This is a genomic window from Lachnoclostridium phocaeense, from assembly GCF_959599685.1.
Classification (GTDB): Bacteria; Bacillota; Clostridia; order Lachnospirales; family Lachnospiraceae; genus Claveliimonas; species Claveliimonas monacensis.
Genome location: NZ_CAUGIN010000004.1, coordinates 1 through 16,195, shown reverse-complemented (window position 1 = coordinate 16,195; position 16,195 = coordinate 1). Strand labels below are relative to the sequence as shown.

Annotated in this window: 14 protein-coding genes; 5 read left to right on the top strand and 9 right to left on the bottom strand. The window is 52.7% G+C overall.

All coding sequences use genetic code 11. The annotated features are described in order from the left end of the window. Nucleotides 1-130: 130 nt before the first annotated feature. The 3 genes from spoVG to Q5911_RS02550 are packed head-to-tail and all read right to left on the bottom strand — an operon-like array spanning nt 131 to nt 2,856. A complete protein-coding gene (spoVG, locus tag Q5911_RS02560) occupies nt 131-418 on the bottom strand; it encodes a septation regulator SpoVG (protein WP_303180747.1) in 288 nt (95 codons plus the stop codon). A 48-nt stretch (nt 419-466) separates the two neighbouring features. Further along, complete coding sequence (gene glgD / locus Q5911_RS02555; protein ID WP_303180745.1) at nt 467-1,585, bottom strand: glucose-1-phosphate adenylyltransferase subunit GlgD; 1,119 nt, start codon at nt 1,583-1,585, stop codon at nt 467-469. Beyond that, nucleotides 1,582-2,856, bottom strand: a complete 1,275-nt coding sequence (locus Q5911_RS02550) for a glucose-1-phosphate adenylyltransferase (protein WP_076780178.1) — start codon at nt 2,854-2,856, stop codon at nt 1,582-1,584. The genes glgD and Q5911_RS02550 overlap by 4 nt, the downstream gene beginning before the upstream one ends. Before the next feature lie 282 nt (nt 2,857-3,138). On the opposite strand from Q5911_RS02550, the gene murC reads away from it, so the two are divergent. The 4 genes from murC (at nt 3,139) to Q5911_RS02530 (ending at nt 7,939) form a co-directional block, all read left to right on the top strand. Beyond that, on the top strand, nt 3,139-4,518 hold the full coding sequence (murC, locus tag Q5911_RS02545) for a UDP-N-acetylmuramate--L-alanine ligase (protein WP_303180742.1): 1,380 nt from the start codon (nt 3,139-3,141) through the stop codon (nt 4,516-4,518). 145 nt (nt 4,519-4,663) lie between these two features. Next, on the top strand, nt 4,664-5,689 hold the full coding sequence (locus Q5911_RS02540) for a DnaD domain protein (RefSeq protein ID WP_303180739.1): 1,026 nt from the start codon (nt 4,664-4,666) through the stop codon (nt 5,687-5,689). Between the two features lie 41 nt (nt 5,690-5,730). After that, nucleotides 5,731-6,720 carry an ATP-binding protein gene (locus Q5911_RS02535; RefSeq protein WP_303180737.1) on the top strand — a complete coding sequence of 330 codons (990 nt, stop codon included), beginning with the start codon at nt 5,731-5,733 and terminating at the stop codon, nt 6,718-6,720. Nucleotides 6,721-6,754: 34 nt separating this feature from the next. Further along, complete coding sequence (locus Q5911_RS02530) at nt 6,755-7,939, top strand: ribose-phosphate pyrophosphokinase (protein ID WP_076780171.1); 1,185 nt, start codon at nt 6,755-6,757, stop codon at nt 7,937-7,939. Nucleotides 7,940-8,058: 119 nt separating this feature from the next. Here the strand turns inward: Q5911_RS02530 and Q5911_RS02525 are convergent, their stop codons facing one another. From Q5911_RS02525 to asnS, 5 genes are all read right to left on the bottom strand, one after another. Further along, the gene (locus Q5911_RS02525) at nt 8,059-9,618 is read right to left on the bottom strand and encodes an ATP-binding protein (protein WP_303180732.1); all 1,560 of its coding nucleotides are present in this window, start codon (nt 9,616-9,618) and stop codon (nt 8,059-8,061) included. Further along, a complete protein-coding gene (locus tag Q5911_RS02520) occupies nt 9,615-10,667 on the bottom strand; it encodes a metallophosphoesterase family protein (protein ID WP_303180923.1) in 1,053 nt (350 codons plus the stop codon). The genes Q5911_RS02525 and Q5911_RS02520 overlap by 4 nt, the downstream gene beginning before the upstream one ends. After that, nucleotides 10,549-11,820 (bottom strand): sensor histidine kinase, encoded by a 1,272-nt coding sequence (locus Q5911_RS02515; protein ID WP_303180730.1) that lies wholly within the window; start codon nt 11,818-11,820, stop codon nt 10,549-10,551. The genes Q5911_RS02520 and Q5911_RS02515 overlap by 119 nt, the downstream gene beginning before the upstream one ends. Further along, nucleotides 11,810-12,499, bottom strand: a complete 690-nt coding sequence (gene vanR / locus Q5911_RS02510; RefSeq protein ID WP_303180728.1) for a VanR-ABDEGLN family response regulator transcription factor — start codon at nt 12,497-12,499, stop codon at nt 11,810-11,812. Before vanR ends, Q5911_RS02515 begins: the two co-directional genes overlap by 11 nt. A 116-nt stretch (nt 12,500-12,615) precedes the next feature. Further along, a complete protein-coding gene (asnS, locus tag Q5911_RS02505) occupies nt 12,616-14,007 on the bottom strand; it encodes an asparagine--tRNA ligase (RefSeq protein WP_303180726.1) in 1,392 nt (463 codons plus the stop codon). A 467-nt stretch (nt 14,008-14,474) separates the two neighbouring features. Here asnS and Q5911_RS02500 point away from each other — a divergent pair, with 467 nt between their 5' ends. Beyond that, nucleotides 14,475-15,362, top strand: a complete 888-nt coding sequence (locus Q5911_RS02500) for an acyltransferase domain-containing protein (protein ID WP_303180724.1) — start codon at nt 14,475-14,477, stop codon at nt 15,360-15,362. Between the two features lie 177 nt (nt 15,363-15,539). On the opposite strand, the gene Q5911_RS02495 is transcribed toward Q5911_RS02500, so the two are convergent. Then, on the bottom strand, nt 15,540-16,195 hold a 656-nt coding region (locus tag Q5911_RS02495), incomplete at its 5' end, for an IS3 family transposase (RefSeq protein ID WP_303180721.1).

The window sequence follows — 16,195 nt, the reverse complement described above, 5'->3', positions numbered from 1 at the left end:
TCCTTTTCTCCTCCGCAAAAATCTACGGAAAAAAGGCGCCGCAAGATCCCCCAAAAAAGGGGGTTCCACAGCGCCTTTGCTGTTCAATGGTCATTTATGCCAATGCATTTCTTTACTGCCAATCTATCGATCAGGCCATCTCAGACTCAACTTCCGCTTCCTGGCTCAGCGCCTCCTCGTACTTCTCCAGGATAATGCTCTGAATCCTCTCTCTTGTAGCGGAGTTGATGGGATGGGCGATATCTCTGTACTCTCCATCCAGCGCTTTCTTGCTCGGCATTGCGATGAAAAGTCCTTTCTCTCCTTCAATGACCTTAATGTCATGCACAACAAACTCCTCGTCCATTGTGATGGACACTACTGCCTTTAATTTCCCTTCTTTCGCAACTTTCCGCACGCGTACATCTGTGATCTGCATGTCTTCTAGCCCCTTTCTTGTCAGTCACTGCATCTTTCCTTTTTTCTCTTACAGTGCATATCTCTCATTTTTTTCGACTACTATCTTTACGCCGTTCTCGCCTACATGGCGCGTATTTGCCCGGATCGTGTCCCGGCTCTCCACGATGCAGTTCTCAATGTAAGTGTTGTCGCCCAGATACACATCGTTGAGAATGATCGAGTTCTTGATCACGCAGTTATTCCCCACAAAGGTCTTCTTGAACAGCACAGAGTTCTCCACCGTGCCGTTGATAATGGACCCGCTGGCCACAAGGCTGTTCTTCACCACAGCCCCCGGATTGTATTTTGCCGGCGGCAGGTCGCTGACCTTGGAATAAATGCCCGGATATTCCTTGAAGAAGTAATTCCTCACTTCCGGCTTCAGGAAATCCATGTTGGTCTTATAATACGCGTCAACTGTAGCAATATTGCTCCAGTAGTCTTTGATCTTATAGCCGTATATCTTCTTCAGATTCTTGTATCTGATGAGGATATCCGTGACAAAGTCATGCCTTTCCTCCTCCGCGCAGTGCTCGATCAGGTCGATGAGCTGGCGTCTCCTTATGATGTAAATGCCTGTGGAGATGGTATTGTAGGCCGCCATCATAGGCTTCTCCTCAAACTCCTCCACCCGCATAGTCTCGTCCATCTTCAGTGTACCGAACCGGGTCGCATCCTCGCCGGGCTGCAGATCCCTGCACACGATGGTGATATCTGCCTTCTTCGCGATATGATATTCCAGGACTTTATTGTAGTCCATCTTGTACACCGCGTCGCCGGAGGTGATGATCACGTAGGGTTCATGGCACTTTTTCAGGAAGTCCAGGTTCTGGTAGATGGCGTCCGCCGTCCCCCTGTACCAGTAGCCGTTGTCCGCCGTGATGGTGGGAGTGAATACGTAAAGTCCTCCCTGTTTTCTTCCGAAATCCCACCATTTGGAGGAGTTCAGATGTTCGTTTAACGAGCGGGCATTGTACTGTGTCAGCACAGCCACCTTCTGGATATGAGAGTTGGTCATATTGCTCAGGGCAAAGTCGATCGCCCGGTAGCTTCCCGCGATGGGCATGGCCGCCACTGCCCTCTTCCGGGTCAGTTCCCGCATCTTGTTACTGTTTCCGCCTGCTAAGATAATTCCTACTGCTCTCATAATCTCTCACCCGCCTTTATCAATGTCTCTCCGCTTTCAAGCACGCCTCCCGGGTAGTCCTCCCTGACGGTGACACCGCTGATGGCGGTATTCTTTCCGATCTGTACGCCTTCCGGTATGACAGAATTCTCTCCAATGGTCACAAGACCGAAAGAATAAATATTCGGCTTTAACTTGTTTGGCACATCAGCGCCTGTGCCAAGCGTAGCGTTGTCACTGATGTGTACGCTTTCCGCTATGATGGCCTTGTCTATGATGCAGCCCGCACCGATCTGCACGTCCTTCATAATGATGGAGTCGCGCACCACGCTGCCTGCCCCGATGGTCACGCCGGATCCGATGACGCAGTTGTGTACCTCGCCGTATATCTCGGCCCCGTCTCCGATAATGCTCCTGTCAATAATGGCTGTATCGGCAATGTACTGGGGCGGGATGATGTCGCTGTTGGTGTAGATCTTCCAGAACTCCTCATACAGGTTGAATTCCGGGATGATATCAATGAGCTCCATATTGGCCTCCCAGTAGGAACCGAGGGTTCCCACATCCTTCCAGTAGCCATTGTACTCATATGCAAACAGTCTCTTTCCGTTCTCGTGGCAGTAAGGGATGATATGCTTTCCAAAATCACAGCCCGGCACGTCCTTCAGATCCATCAGCGCCTTTTTCAGCACCGGCCAGCTGAATATGTAGATGCCCATGGATGCCAGATTGCTCTTGGGCTCCGGCGGCTTCTCCTGAAATTCCGTGATGCGTCCGTCCGAGTCGGCCACCACGATACCGAAGCGGCTGGCCTCCTCCATAGGCACAGGCATGGCGGCGATGGTCACATCCGCGTCATGCTCCTTATGGTAGTCCAGCATAACCTCATAATCCATCTTGTAAATGTGGTCCCCCGACAGGATCAGCACGTAATCCGGATTAAAGGTGCTCATATAATCCAGGTTCTGATAGATCGCGTTGGCTGTACCTGTGTACCACTCACTGTTTGAACTTTTTTCATATGGCGGAAGGATCGATACACCTCCGATGTTGCGGTCCAGATCCCACGGGATCCCGATCCCGATATGTGTGTTAAGCCGCAGCGGCTGGTACTGAGTCAGAACGCCCACAGTGTCGATCCCCGAGTTGATACAGTTACTGAGCGGAAAATCTATAATTCTGTATTTTCCCCCAAAAGCAACGGCCGGCTTGGCAACTTTTGCCGTGAGGACTCCAAGTCTGCTGCCCTGTCCTCCTGCCAGCAGCATTGCTATCATTTCTTTTTTAATCATGCCATCACCCCTTCTCAGCAATTTTAATGACTTTTATTATACCATACTTCCGTATTTAAGTGAACATATTTTACAAAAAAAATGATTTTTCTACCTTTTTTTTATCGATATATCACAAAAAAAGTTTCTTGGCTTTTCTATTATATATGTTTATAATAATATAAATGATGCCAAAACCCAAAAGTCCGGGCCGCATGAGTTTGCTCACAGACAGCACCAGGACTTGGGAAGCATTGTATCGTCAATCACGGACAGCATTTTTTATAGAAAGGTATGTTGATCATGTATAAAATTAATTTTCACGAACCTGTGCATGTGCACTTTATCGGCATCGGCGGCATCAGCATGAGCGGTCTGGCTGAGATCCTCCTGAAAGAGGGCTTCACCATCTCCGGCTCCGATGCCAAAGAGTCCGCCCTGACAGACCACCTCTCCTCCCTGGGAGCTGAGATCTTCTACGGGCAGAAGGCCTCCAACATCATCCCCGGGATCGATGTCGTGGTCTACACAGCCGCCATCCACGAAGACAACGAGGAGTACGCCGAGGCAGTCCGGCAGGAGCTTCCCATGCTCAGCCGGGCGGAGCTCTTAGGCCAGCTCATGCGCAACTATAAAGTGCCGGTGGCCATCTCCGGCACCCACGGCAAGACGACCACCACCTCCATGCTCTCCCATATCCTCCTTGCGGGGGAGAAAGATCCCACCATCTCCGTGGGCGGGATCCTGAAAGCCATCGGCGGGAACATCCGGGTGGGAGACTCCGACATCTTTGTGACGGAAGCCTGCGAGTACACCAACAGCTTCCTCCATTTCTTCCCGAAGATCTCCGTGATCCTCAACATCGACGCGGACCATCTGGACTTCTTCAAGGATCTGGAGGACATCCGCCGCTCTTTCCGCAAATTCGCCCAGCTCCTGCCAGAGGACGGCGTTCTCATCATCAACAAGAGCATCGAGCGGCTGGAGGAGATCACAGAGGGACTGGCATGCAGGGTCATCACCTTCGGCCTGGAGCCGGATGCCGACTACTCTGCTGCTTCCATCTCCCACGATGCCTTCGGCGACGCCTCCTTTGACCTCATCAGGCAGGGCCAGAATGCAGGGCGGATCCGCCTGTCTGTGACAGGGGATCACAATATCTGCAATGCCCTCTCTGTGATCGCGGCCGCCGACCTTCTGGGCGTGTCCCTGGAGGACGCGCAGAAGGGGCTGTCTTCCTTTAAGGGGACAAACCGGCGCTTTGAGCACAAGGGAGACTGGAACGGAGTCACTGTCATCGACGACTACGCCCATCATCCCACGGAGATCCGGGCCACGCTAAAGGCGGCTGCGTCCTACCCTCATCGGGAGGTCTGGTGCGTGTTCCAGCCCCACACCTACACCCGCACCAAAGCCCTGTTTGACGACTTCGCCGACGCCCTCGCCCTGGCGGATCACATTGTGCTGGCAGATATTTACGCCGCCCGGGAGACAGACACCCTTGGCGTGTCCTCAGAGCTGCTGGCAAATGCCCTGAAAGAAAAAGGGTGCGACGCCTACTATCTCCCCTCTTTCCAGGCCATCGAGGAGTTCCTCGTCGACCGCTGCCAGAAAGGAGACATGTTGATAACTATGGGGGCCGGAAATGTTGTAAATATTGGAGAGGATCTGCTGAAAGACTAGTTATCCACATTTTCCACAGGATTTTATCCACAAAAAAGATGGATTTTGACTCAAAAAGTTCTTTTTGCCCCTCCCTCTCCGGTGCTATAATAGGTCTGCAATCAAACATATACGACAGATTACGACGAACGAGGATGGGAAAAGCATGAAGAAACTGACACTGAAAAACTGCCGGCAGGAGAATGCCCTTCTGCTGGATTACGAGTTCATTGACCACTATATGCCGGAGGCAAATGGAGAGTACGTGAAGGTATATCTCCTGCTGCTCCGCTGCCAGGCCAGCCCGAACAGGGAGCTGACCATCTCCGGCATTGCGGATATCCTGGACGACACGGAGAAAGATGTGATCCGCGCCCTGAAATACTGGAAAAAGCAGGGTCTTCTGGACTACGAGATCACGGAGGAGGCCGCCTCTTCCGCCCCCCGGGCAGACACTCAGGCGCCGGAGGCAGCAGATGCCCAGGGCCAGGCAGCTCCATCCCCGGAAAATGTCACCCGCTTCCGCAACCGCAAGGAACTCAAAGAGCTTCTCTTTGTGGCAGAACAGTATCTGGGGAAGACCCTGTCCGCCACAGACATGAAGACCATCACTTATTTCTACGATGAGCTGGGCATGTCCACAGATCTCATAGAATACCTGATCGAGTACTGTGTGGAAAACGGGCACAAGAGCATGCATTACATACAGAAAGTGGCCCTCTCCTGGGCAGACCGGAAGATCCGGACACCGGAGGAGGCCAAGCAGAGCGCAGCCTTCTACAGCAAAAGCTGCTACGGTGTGCTGAAGGCCTTCGGCATCACCGGGCGCTCCCCCGCCGCCTCCGAGCTGGCTTACATCCAGCGGTGGAGCGGGGAATACGGCTTTTCAGACGAGCTGATCTTAGAGGCCTGCAACCGGACCATGAACAGCATCCATCAGCCCAGCTTCGACTATGCGGAGTCCATCCTGAAGAGCTGGCTGGAGGGAGGCGCAAAGAACAGGAAGGATGTGGAAGCCCTGGATCTGGCTTATCAGAAAGAGAAGCTGGAGCGCAAGGAGAAGCGTCAGGGGCGTTCCGCCTCCTCTTCCGCCGAGACACCAAAACCTGCCCGGAATCGGTTTAACAACTTCGAGGGCAGGACTTACGAGGACATGGAAGATCTGACCCGCAGGCTCATACAGAACCAGTGAGGACGGACCTGTCTTCTATCATTTGAGAAGGGAGAACATTTGTGGCTCTTACAAATTCCCAATACGAACAGATCATGCGCACCTACGAACAGCACCGCCTGGACAATGAGCACAGGCGGCGCAGACGCTATGCAGATATAGAGAAAAAGATCCCCCGGATCCGGGAGCTGGACGATGAGATTTCCAGCCTGTCCCTGCAGCAGGCCCGCCGCCTTCTGGAGGGAGACGCGTCCGCTCTGGATACCTTAAAAGAGAAAATTCATGCACTTTCCAAAAAAAAGCTTGCACTTCTGCGGGAAAACGGTTATCCTTCGGATTATCTGGATCTTCACTACACGTGTCCCGACTGTCAGGATACCGGGTATATCGGGGACAGAAAATGCCACTGCTTTAAGAAGGCTATCATCGATCTTCTCTATACCCAGTCCAACCTGCAGGAAGTGCTGGACCGGGAGAATTTCGACACATTTTCCATGGAATACTATTCCGGCAGTCATATAGACCGCCTCACCGGGCGCTCGTCCAGAGAGGCCATGGAGATCGCTCTGAAGAGCTGCCATGAATTTGTTGATACATTCGGGGAGGAATTCCGCAATCTTCTCCTCTACGGCGACACAGGTGTGGGAAAGACCTTCCTCTCCCACTGTATTGCCAAGGAGCTGCTGGAGCATTCTTTCTCCGTGATCTATTTCACAGCCGCCCAGCTTTTTGACATCTTTGCAAGGAGCACATTCCGGCGGGAGGAGGAAGCAGGGGCAGACTGCGAACACATCTACAGCTGCGATCTTCTCATCATTGATGACCTGGGAACGGAGATGAGCAACTCCTTCACCAACTCCCAGCTCTTTATCTGCCTGAACGAGCGGATCCTGCGGAAAAAGCCTACCCTGATCTCCACCAATCTCTCTCTGGAGGACTTGAAAAACATCTACTCAGAGAGGATCTTTTCCAGGATCACCAGCTCCTATACTGTGCTGCGCCTGACAGGCGATGATATCCGGATACAAAAGAAACTGATGAACAGAGTATAAAAAATATTTCAAATAACAGGAGGTACCTTATAAGATGCTGCGCCGAAATGAACGTATTTTAGACAATATTCCCGTTGGAGCCCTGGGGATCATCGCCCTGGACGGATGCCAGGAAATGGGAAACCGTGTCAACGACTATCTCGTAAAATGGAGAAAGGAAGACGGACATGTTCACAAGGACGACGTAGTGTTCAGCGGATACGAGAGAGACAATTACCTGATCGATGCGAGAGTGCCCCGGTTCGGATCCGGTGAGGCAAAGGGCATCATCGGAGAGTCTGTCCGCGGGAAAGACCTGTATCTCATGGTTGACGTGTGCAATTACAGCCTGACCTACTCTCTGTCAGGCCACACCAATCACATGTCCCCTGACGACCATTTTCAGAACCTGAAACGTATCATCGCCGCGATCGGTGGAAAGGGACGACGCCTCAACGTGATCATGCCCTTCCTCTACGAGAGCCGCCAGCACAAGAGAAGCAGCCGTGAGTCTCTGGACTGCGCGCTGGCTCTGCAGGAGCTTGTGCGCCTGGGTGTGGACAACATCATCACCTTTGACGCCCATGACCCGCGAGTGCAGAACGCCATTCCGCTCAGCGGTTTTGAGACTGTGCGCCCCACCTACCAGTTTGTGAAGGGACTTCTGCGCACAGTCAAGGACCTGAAGATCGACAGCGACCACATGATGGCCATCAGCCCTGATGAGGGCGCCACCGAGCGCGCTGTCTACCTGGCCAACGTGCTGAACCTGGATATGGGCATGTTCTACAAACGCCGCGACTACACAAGGATCGTGAACGGACGCAACCCCATTGTGGCCCACGAGTTCCTGGGCTCCTCTGTGGAAGGAAAAGACGTGATCATCCTGGATGACATGATCTCCTCCGGCGACAGCATCCTTGACGTGGCCCGCCAGCTGAAGCAGAGAAAGGCAAACAGGATCTACGCCGCTGCCACCTTCGGTCTTTTCACAAACGGCATGGAAAAATTTGACAAGGCATACGAGGAGGGCATCATCAACGGCATCCTGACCACAAACCTGATCTACCAGACACCGGAGCTGCTGTCACGGCCCTACTACATCAACTGTGACATGAGCAAGTACATTGCCCTTATGATCGACACCCTGAACCATGACGGTTCCATCAGCAGCATCCTGAACCCAAGCGAGAGGATCCAGCATGTAGTGGAGAAATACCGCAGAGGCGAAGAGATCTAAATCTCCTCCCTCCGCTGTAAAAAAATAAAAGAGAGAAAGCAGAGGACCCGCCTGTCCCCTGTTTTCTCTCTTTTTCTCTTTCTTATGCTCTTTTCTTATTCGCCTTTCGCAGAAACATCTCACGGAAGGGATACCAGATCAAAGGGAATAGACTCCCTGCGAAGGATCTCCTCCTCCCGCCGGTGGCAGGTAAAGAGCAGCACCTGCTCCCTGTTCCCGGCAAGCCAGGCCAGCGTGTTGGCAAGCCGCCGGTCATCGTAGCAGGCAAATGCATCGTCCAGGACCAGCGGGTACTCCTCCTCGTAGAGAAGATCTGCGGCCGCCAGCCTGAGGGCCAGGTAGGCCTGCTCCATGGTCCCCCTGCTCACCTGAGAAAGAGGGATCCTGCGGTTCTCCTGGAAGAAGACCGGCTGGGCCCCCTCCTCCACAAGCAGTCTTGTGTATTTTCCTCCGGTGATCCCCCGCATGATGTCTGAAACTGCCCCGTTCAGATCGCTCCGCACCTGGGTCTGCATATCCCGCGCCACCTGGGCGAGACGTTCCCCGGCCAGAGACAGGGCGGCCCTTCTGTTCTTCTGCTCTTTATAGATGTCATCCAGTTCTCCCAGCTCTGTCAGTTCCTCCTGCAGATTTTCGTACTGGATCTGCTTCTCTTTCTTCTCTTCCTCCAGATGCTGCTGCTCCCACCGAAGTTTCTCCGCTGAGGCCAGCTCCTCCTCCGGGGTGATCTCCTCCAGCATCAGCTCCGGCGCTGTCTTCTGCCGCTTCTTCTCCACCTTCATCCGGTTCCAGATATAAATGCCCCCCGCAAGCGCCGCCACCACAGAGGTGATATAGTTCCATGGACGTGGGATCAGCACAAAGAGGACGATCACTGCCAGGATGATCCCCAGCACCTCCAGCGGATGGATCCGCCATCCACCGGGCCTGAGTTCATCGATCATTCGCCTCTCTTTCTCCTGCTCCCTGCTCTCTCTCTCCTCTTTAATCCGCTTCAGCTCCAGGGCTTCCCTCACCCGGTCCAGCTCCTCGTCCAGGCGGTGGATATCCCGCCATACATAGGAGGCCTCCTGCTCGATCTTCTCACGGCGGCGCTGCCGCTCCTCCATGTAAACCTTGGCCTGGCGGTCCAGCTGTCTCTCCTGGCTGCGGAGCACATCCTGGGCAGCCGCCAGGTCGATCCTGGCATCCCCGGAAACGGAATAGTTTGCAGCGAAATTTTTCAGTTCACCAGCCAGCTTCTGTCCCGTCTGCGCGCCGGACTGGCGGATATAGAGTGTATCTTCATAGCTGTCCGCCTCCAGACCCGGCAGGATCATCTCCAGATCCCCGTCTGCCATCGACAGCTGTTCCCCGTCGTCCAGGCAGATCAGATCAGCCTTCTTCACCTGTCTGCCAAAGCTTCTCTCCAGCCGGAAGGTCTTCCCCCCGCAGGTAAACTCTATGGCTCCGCCGTAGACGCCGGACTGCTCCCAGGGCTCGTACCGGCTGAAAGTATCGTTTGCAGCCGCCCGGCCCCGCCCCCTCTCCATGCCAAAGAGCATGCTCTTTATGAAGGTGTGGATGGTCGTCTTGCCGGCCTCATTCTCCCCGTACAGGAGCTGGATCCCGTCGCCCAGCAGGATGATCCTGTCTCTGAATTTTCCAAAATGTCTCAGTTCCAGCTTCTGAATTTTCATTCTGTTCCCCTTCTTGTCTCCATCAGAGCGCTGATCCCCTCACACAGCGCCGTGTACTCCACGCTGTCTTTTTCCGCGCTTGAAAAACTTTCTATGTACCTGCCGATCAGATTGTTTTTATTGTTCCGGTACAGTTTCTCCAGATCCCATGCAGGCTTTGTCTCGTCCAGGATGTCGATGATATTTCCTCTCCCGTCCAGTGCATCCAGGTCAAACAGAACATCCGGGTCATGATATCCTTTCAGAAGAAACTTATACATATTCTGTTCTCCCTTTTCCTCTATCTTCGCCTGCACCATCTCGCGCAGCCTGGCGCCCGTTGTCCGCGGGTCCACCTCCACCTGGCAGTGGATGTACTCCCTAAGGGCAAAGGGAACAAAGGAGAAGCTGCACCCCTTCTCCGTTATCTCTCCCCGGATGTAGCCGTGATGCCCGGTGTCGTTCTTGTCTGTGGGCTCCAGCGCTCCTGCATAGGCCGCAAGGCCGGGAACCACCACCTGGGGCATGTGGATGTGCCCCAGCGCCACATAGGCATAGCCAAGGCCGGACAGCTTCTCCCGGCTGATGGGAATATGGGCAGCATCCCCGCCGTGGGCCAGCAGGATCTCTGTCTTCTGCCTTCCGGCCGCCGCCGCGCTGTCGTAGAGCGGCGTGGGGATCTGCTTTTCGTGGTAGCTGCACCCGTACACTGCTGTCTCAAAAGCGGGAAACTCTACCGCCTCTATCTTCTCAGAACCCAGGAAATGTACGTTGCCGCTCCACCGGAAGGTGCGGTAATAGGACTCCCGGCGTATATGGTCATGGTTTCCGGCGATCAGGACCACCTGCGTCCTCTCCAGGGAAGCGAACAGGCTGTCCACTTCCTTCAGCTCCCGCAGAAGGGGCTGCCGGTGAAAAAGGTCCCCGGCCACCAGAAGAAGATCCGGGGCCTCACTTCTGCAGACTCTGATCAGTCTTCGGAAGCTTTCCCATATTTCTGCGCTTCGCTCCCCGCTGTATGCCTTTCCTGCCTCGGGACGCACCCCTAAATGCACGTCCGCGATGTGTATGAACTTCATTTTCTTCTTTCTCCTCCTGCTCTTTTCCAGATGGCAGCGTCACGATAAACTGCGTCTTGTCGTCGTCGCTCCTGGCCATGATCCTGCCCCCGTGGAGCTCCACGATCTCCTTGGCTATGGCAAGCCCCAACCCGGCCCCTCCGGTCTCGCTGGATCTGGAGTCATCCAGGCGGTAAAATTTCTCAAATATAGTCTGCAGCTTTGTCCCCGGAATCTTCTTGCCCCGGTTGGAGAACGTGATCTCCACCTCTTTATTTTTCCGGCGGGCACTGATCTGTATCGTTGTGCCGGCATAGCAGTATGCCACCGCATTCCTGAGAATATTGTCAAAGACTCTGGCCAGCTTGTCCGGGTCACAGTAGACCACCAGGTCGTCCTCTGTCTCCACCTCGCAGGTGAGCTGCTTCTCCTGGAGGACGCCGTACAGCTCGTCCGCAATCTGCTCCAGCATCATGGACAGGTTCAGCTCCACCGGCTCCAGCTCGATATCCTGGAGATTGAACTTGGTGATGTCAAAGAACTCGTTGATCAGCTCGCCCAGCCTCGTAGCCTTCTCCAGGGAAATATGGATGTACTTGCCCCGCTCCTCCTCCGGCATGTCCGGGTGGGCGTCCAGCATAGCCAGGTAGGCCACCACAGAGGTGAGGGGCGTCTTCAGGTCATGGGCCAGGAAAAGCACCAGGTCGTTTTTCTTCTTCTCGCTCTCTATGGCCTCCAGATCCTGCCGCTTCAGCGTGGCCTTGATCTCGTTGAGCCGGATCTCGATAGGCTTCAGCTCTGTGATCAGATGGATAGGCTCTGTGGACTCGGAGATGATGTTCTCGATGCCGTCCCCCACCTGGTCCAGATACTTGGTCATCTTGGACAGGGCCACGTAGAAAAACAGGGCAAACAGGAGCAGAAAGCCTACGATCATAAAGAACTCCTTATTGTCCCCTATAAGCTGCCAATATAAATCAATGGCGGTCTGTTCTTCCACGTGAAAGGTTGTCAGGATTTTTACAAAGGCTGTCGCAAAGCTGTCGTTGTACACTCCGTCAATCACATAATTCAGAAGAAAGCCGCCAACAAGTACAGTCAGTGCTGTCACCAGCACTGTCTGCAGCAGGATACTGAATTTTAATTTTCTGTAATTACTCTTCAACTTTATAACCCACTCCCCACACTGTCTTGATAAAGTCTGAAGTGCCCGTGGGCGCACTCATTTTCTCCCGCAGATGCCGGATGTGCACCATCACTGTATTGTTGCTGTTTTTATAGTATTTCTCATGCCATACTTTCTCGAACAGCTCCTCGGAGCTTATGACTTTGCCCCTGTTCTCACAGAGAAGCCAGAGAATATCAAACTCTATGGGAGTGAGGGTCAGAGGGACTTCATTATAAATGCACTCGTGGGAAGTACGGTTCAGCAGAAGGCCGCCGAAATCGATGACCTCTCCCGGCTCCTTTCCGCCGTCATTGTACTGGGTGTAGCGGCGGATCTGGGCCTTCACCCTGGCCACCAGCTCCAGCGGATTGAAGGGTTTGGGAATATAGTCGTCCGCCCCCATGGTGAGCCCTGTGATCTTGTCCATGTACTCGGTCTTGGCCGTCAGCATGATCACCGGGAAGGTGTATTTCTCCCGGATCTTCTTCAGGATCTGGAACCCGTCGATATCCGGCAGCATCACATCCAGTATGGCCAGGTCGATCTTCTTCTGAAAGATACAGTCCAGAGCCTCCTGGCCGGTGTAGAATTTGTAGACCGTATACTGGTCGTTCTGCAGATACAGTTCGATGACGTCCGCGATCTCCCGCTCGTCATCCACTACTACGATATTCATACTCTCGTGAACCTCCTTATTCTGCTCCGTCGAAGGAAAGGCCTCAGCCCTCCCTCCGGCGAGTGAATTCGTGATGTCCCCTCTTCATTCCTTTTTTACACGTTTATCAATGCCTTTTACAGCTCGCAGTTGTTCACAGTCCTTGGGAACGGGATCACGTCGCGGATGTTGCCCATTCCTGTCAGGTACATGATACATCTCTCAAATCCAAGGCCGAACCCGGAGTGGCGTGTGGAGCCGTATTTTCTCAGGTCCATGTAAAAGCCGTAGTCCTCCTCCTTGAGTCCCAGCTCCTTCATGCGGGCGGACAGCTTCTCGTAGTCGTCCTCCCTCTGGCTTCCGCCGATGATCTCGCCGATACCGGGCACAAGGCAGTCCACGGCTGCCACGGTCTTTCCATCCTCATTCAGCTTCATGTAGAAGGCCTTGATCTCCTTTGGATAGTCTGTGACAAACACAGGTCTCTTGAACACTTCCTCTGTCAGATAGCGCTCATGCTCTGTCTGCAGGTCTGTGCCCCAGGAAACTTTGTATTCAAACTTGTCGTTATTCTTCTCCAGGATCTCCACAGCCTCCGTGTAGGTCACTTTGGCAAACTCAGAGGACACAACATTGTGAAGCCTGTCCAGAAGTCCCTTGTCCACAAAGGAGTTGAAGAAATTCATCTCCTCCGGCGCGTTCTCCAGCACATAGTTAATAACATACTTCAGCATGGCCTCCGCCAAATCCATGTTGTCGTTCAGATCCGCAAATGCCATCTCCGGCTCGATCATCCAGAACTCTGCCGCGTGTCTTGTTGTGTTGGAGTTCTCAGCCCGGAAGGTAGGTCCGAATGTATAGATATTGCGGAAAGCCTGGGCAAACGTCTCGCCGTTGAGCTGTCCGCTAACTGTCAGGTTGGTCTCTTTTCCAAAGAAATCCTGGGAGTAGTCCACTGTGCCGTCTTCCTTCTTAGGCACATTGTTCAGATCCAGGGTGGTCACCTGGAACATCTCCCCTGCCCCCTCACAGTCGCTTCCTGTGATCAGCGGGGTGTGCACATAGACAAATCCCCTCTCCTGGAAGAATTTGTGGATGGCGTAGGCTGTAAGAGATCTTACCCGGAACACAGCCTGGAACGTGTTTGTCCTGGGACGCAGATGAGCGATGGTCCGCAGGTACTCAAAGCTGTGGCGCTTCTTCTGCAGCGGGTAGTCCGGAGCGGAAGCCCCCTCCACCTCCACGGTCTCAGCCTGGATCTCAAAAGGCTGCTTTGCCTGGGGCGTGGCCACCAGTGTTCCCTTCACGATGATGGCAGCTCCCACGTTCAGCTTGGAGATCTCTGCAAAGTTGTCCATGCTGTCATGGTACACCACCTGCAGGGTCTCAAAGAAAGAGCCGTCATTTACCACGATAAATCCGAATGTCTTGGAGTCGCGGATGCTGCGCACCCAGCCGCCCACAGTCACCTCTTTGTCCAGGTAACTTTCTGTGTTCCTATATAATTCCTTGATCGTTGTCAGTTCCATAATCATTACTCCTTCTGATACTATCTTTTTTCAGCACTTGCAAACATTATAGCATACCGGTAGCAGTTTTAAAAGGCAGAATGGGGACGTAATACTTTTCAAAAATGTTACGTCCCAAACTAATTCAACTGGTGCGTAATTGTGTCAAGCTACCCCATTGTTCACACACTATTCCCTCTCATGCCCTGATTAATCTGTCAAAAAACGAAGGGCTTCTTCCACACAACCCAGGAGAAACCCTTACTTTTTTATGGTAGCAGCTTCAACAAGCAGAAAAGCTGCCAGATACATTTAACACAATTATACACCAGTTAGTTCAAATCCGGACGTAACATTTTTGAAAAATATTACGTCCGGATTTAAGTATTATATCCAACATCTGCCATACACAAACATCCTCTCTTCTTTTCTCCCTCTTTTTTCTATGTTAAAATGAAGGCAGTTTAGAAAAAGGAAGGTATCTGATCATGGATTTTCTGACAGATTTTCAACTGGATCTACTGTGCCACGCAATCGGGCTGCCCAGGGAATGCCGCATCGAGGTCTGCCGCTTCCGGCGCTCCCTTGCATTTGACACGCTCCTTCCCAAGGCCTCCCCTCTGCTTGAAGAGCTTTTCAATCCCGCCACCTGGGACAGGGCTCTTGCGGATCTCAAGGCGCTGCTTGGCGATGACCCGCAGGGCATGAAAATTCTGACTTTGATGCTGGTCTGCTGCGGGGAGACCTGGAAACTCTACGATTCTCTTGGCATCAGCAATGAGATCTATATAGCGACACTGAAATGTTTCCCCCGCTTTATAGAGGAGCACTTTGAAAGCTACGGCACTTACGGGTTTGACCGGGACTTCTGGACAATGAAGGAGATCTCCGGCCATCTCTTCCGCCTGGGCGCACTGGAGTTTGAGCTGACCGTGGAAGACGGAGCGAAGGCTGTACATATCCACATCCCCTCAGACGCGGATCTGTCCTGCCGCGCCCGCCGCAGCTCCTACACAGCGGCCCGGACATTTATCAGCCGCTTTTTCCCCGCCTACGCCGATGCCCCCTTCCTCTGCACGTCCTGGCTCCTCAGCCCTGCCCTGAAAGAGTGTCTGCCGGAGAGCTCCCGCATTCTCTCATTTCAGAGCGAGTACGAGGTGAAAGAGGTATTTCCGGATCACGACCAGTTCCTCACCTGGGTGTACAAGCGGCCGGATATTCCCCTGGCCGATCTGCCGGAGGACACTTCCCTACAGCGGAATCTGAAGAAATATCTGCTGGCAGGCAGGAAAGTGGGCGAGGCGGCCGGGAGGCTTCTCCCCTGCACGTTTCGTTCAGAAAGAGAGATAACCATACCTGGGAGCGGCAAAATTTAAAATTTCATTTTTGGTCAACGAGATTAAATCCGAGTAACCCTTGCACGCCCCGGCTTGGTATGCTATATTAAAGACATGAAAAGAACAACCGCCCACAAGGTGGTGTGCTACCCGTCAAGAGGACAATGAAAAATGATAAATTTTTCTCTGTCAGCCGATAACCGGCTGGCGGTATTTTTATGCTACCTGTAGTGTAAGTTCATGAAATGCCATTGGTGTCATTATATGTAATTTACGTTGCAAACGTCGATTGTTATAGTATTCAATATAGTTCTGGATGCTTTGGATTAATTCTTCTCTTGATGTAAAGCATTTCCCATAATACATCTCGCGTTTTAAGATTCCCCAGAATCCTTCCATTGGACCATTGTCTATACAGTGTGCGACTCTGGACATACTTTGTTTCATATGGTGCTTCTTCAGACGAAGATAGAAAGCCTGGCTGGTATATTGGAATCCTCGGTCCGAATGAAAAAGCGGATGCGCATCTGGCTCTATCTTTACCGCCTGATCAAAGGTATCCATAACAAGTGCATTATCATTATGATTACTGATCTTATATGAAACAATCCTGCGGTCACACAAATCCAGGATCGCACTTAAATAAACTTTGTGCACTTCTATCCCCACATAATATTTGAACTCCGTTACATCTGTCAGCCATTTCTCATTAGGCTTGCCTGCGTGGAACTCCCGATGAAGTAAGTTTTTTGCAATGTGGGCAGGATTCCTGTCTGCTTTTGTACAGCTTTTCGGACTCCATTTGATAGAAGATTGTACTCCGATTTTACGGCAGATTCTCAGGATTCTCTTATCATTGACAGGAATTCCAT

Excerpts from the sequence above, each read along its gene's own strand:
- murC (WP_303180742.1), top strand. The coding sequence starts at position 3,139 with ATGTATAAAATTAATTTTCACGAACCTGTGCATGTGCACTTTATCGGC.
- Q5911_RS02525 (WP_303180732.1), bottom strand. The coding sequence starts at position 9,618 with ATGAAAATTCAGAAGCTGGAACTGAGACATTTTGGAAAATTCAGAGAC.
- glgD (WP_303180745.1), bottom strand. The coding sequence starts at position 1,585 with ATGAGAGCAGTAGGAATTATCTTAGCAGGCGGAAACAGTAACAAGATG.
- Q5911_RS02500 (WP_303180724.1), top strand. The coding sequence starts at position 14,475 with ATGGATTTTCTGACAGATTTTCAACTGGATCTACTGTGCCACGCAATC.
- Q5911_RS02530 (WP_076780171.1), top strand. The coding sequence starts at position 6,755 with ATGCTGCGCCGAAATGAACGTATTTTAGACAATATTCCCGTTGGAGCC.
- asnS (WP_303180726.1), bottom strand. The coding sequence starts at position 14,007 with ATGGAACTGACAACGATCAAGGAATTATATAGGAACACAGAAAGTTAC.
- spoVG (WP_303180747.1), bottom strand. The coding sequence starts at position 418 with ATGCAGATCACAGATGTACGCGTGCGGAAAGTTGCGAAAGAAGGGAAA.
- Q5911_RS02540 (WP_303180739.1), top strand. The coding sequence starts at position 4,664 with ATGAAGAAACTGACACTGAAAAACTGCCGGCAGGAGAATGCCCTTCTG.
- Q5911_RS02550 (WP_076780178.1), bottom strand. The coding sequence starts at position 2,856 with ATGATTAAAAAAGAAATGATAGCAATGCTGCTGGCAGGAGGACAGGGC.
- vanR (WP_303180728.1), bottom strand. The coding sequence starts at position 12,499 with ATGAATATCGTAGTAGTGGATGACGAGCGGGAGATCGCGGACGTCATC.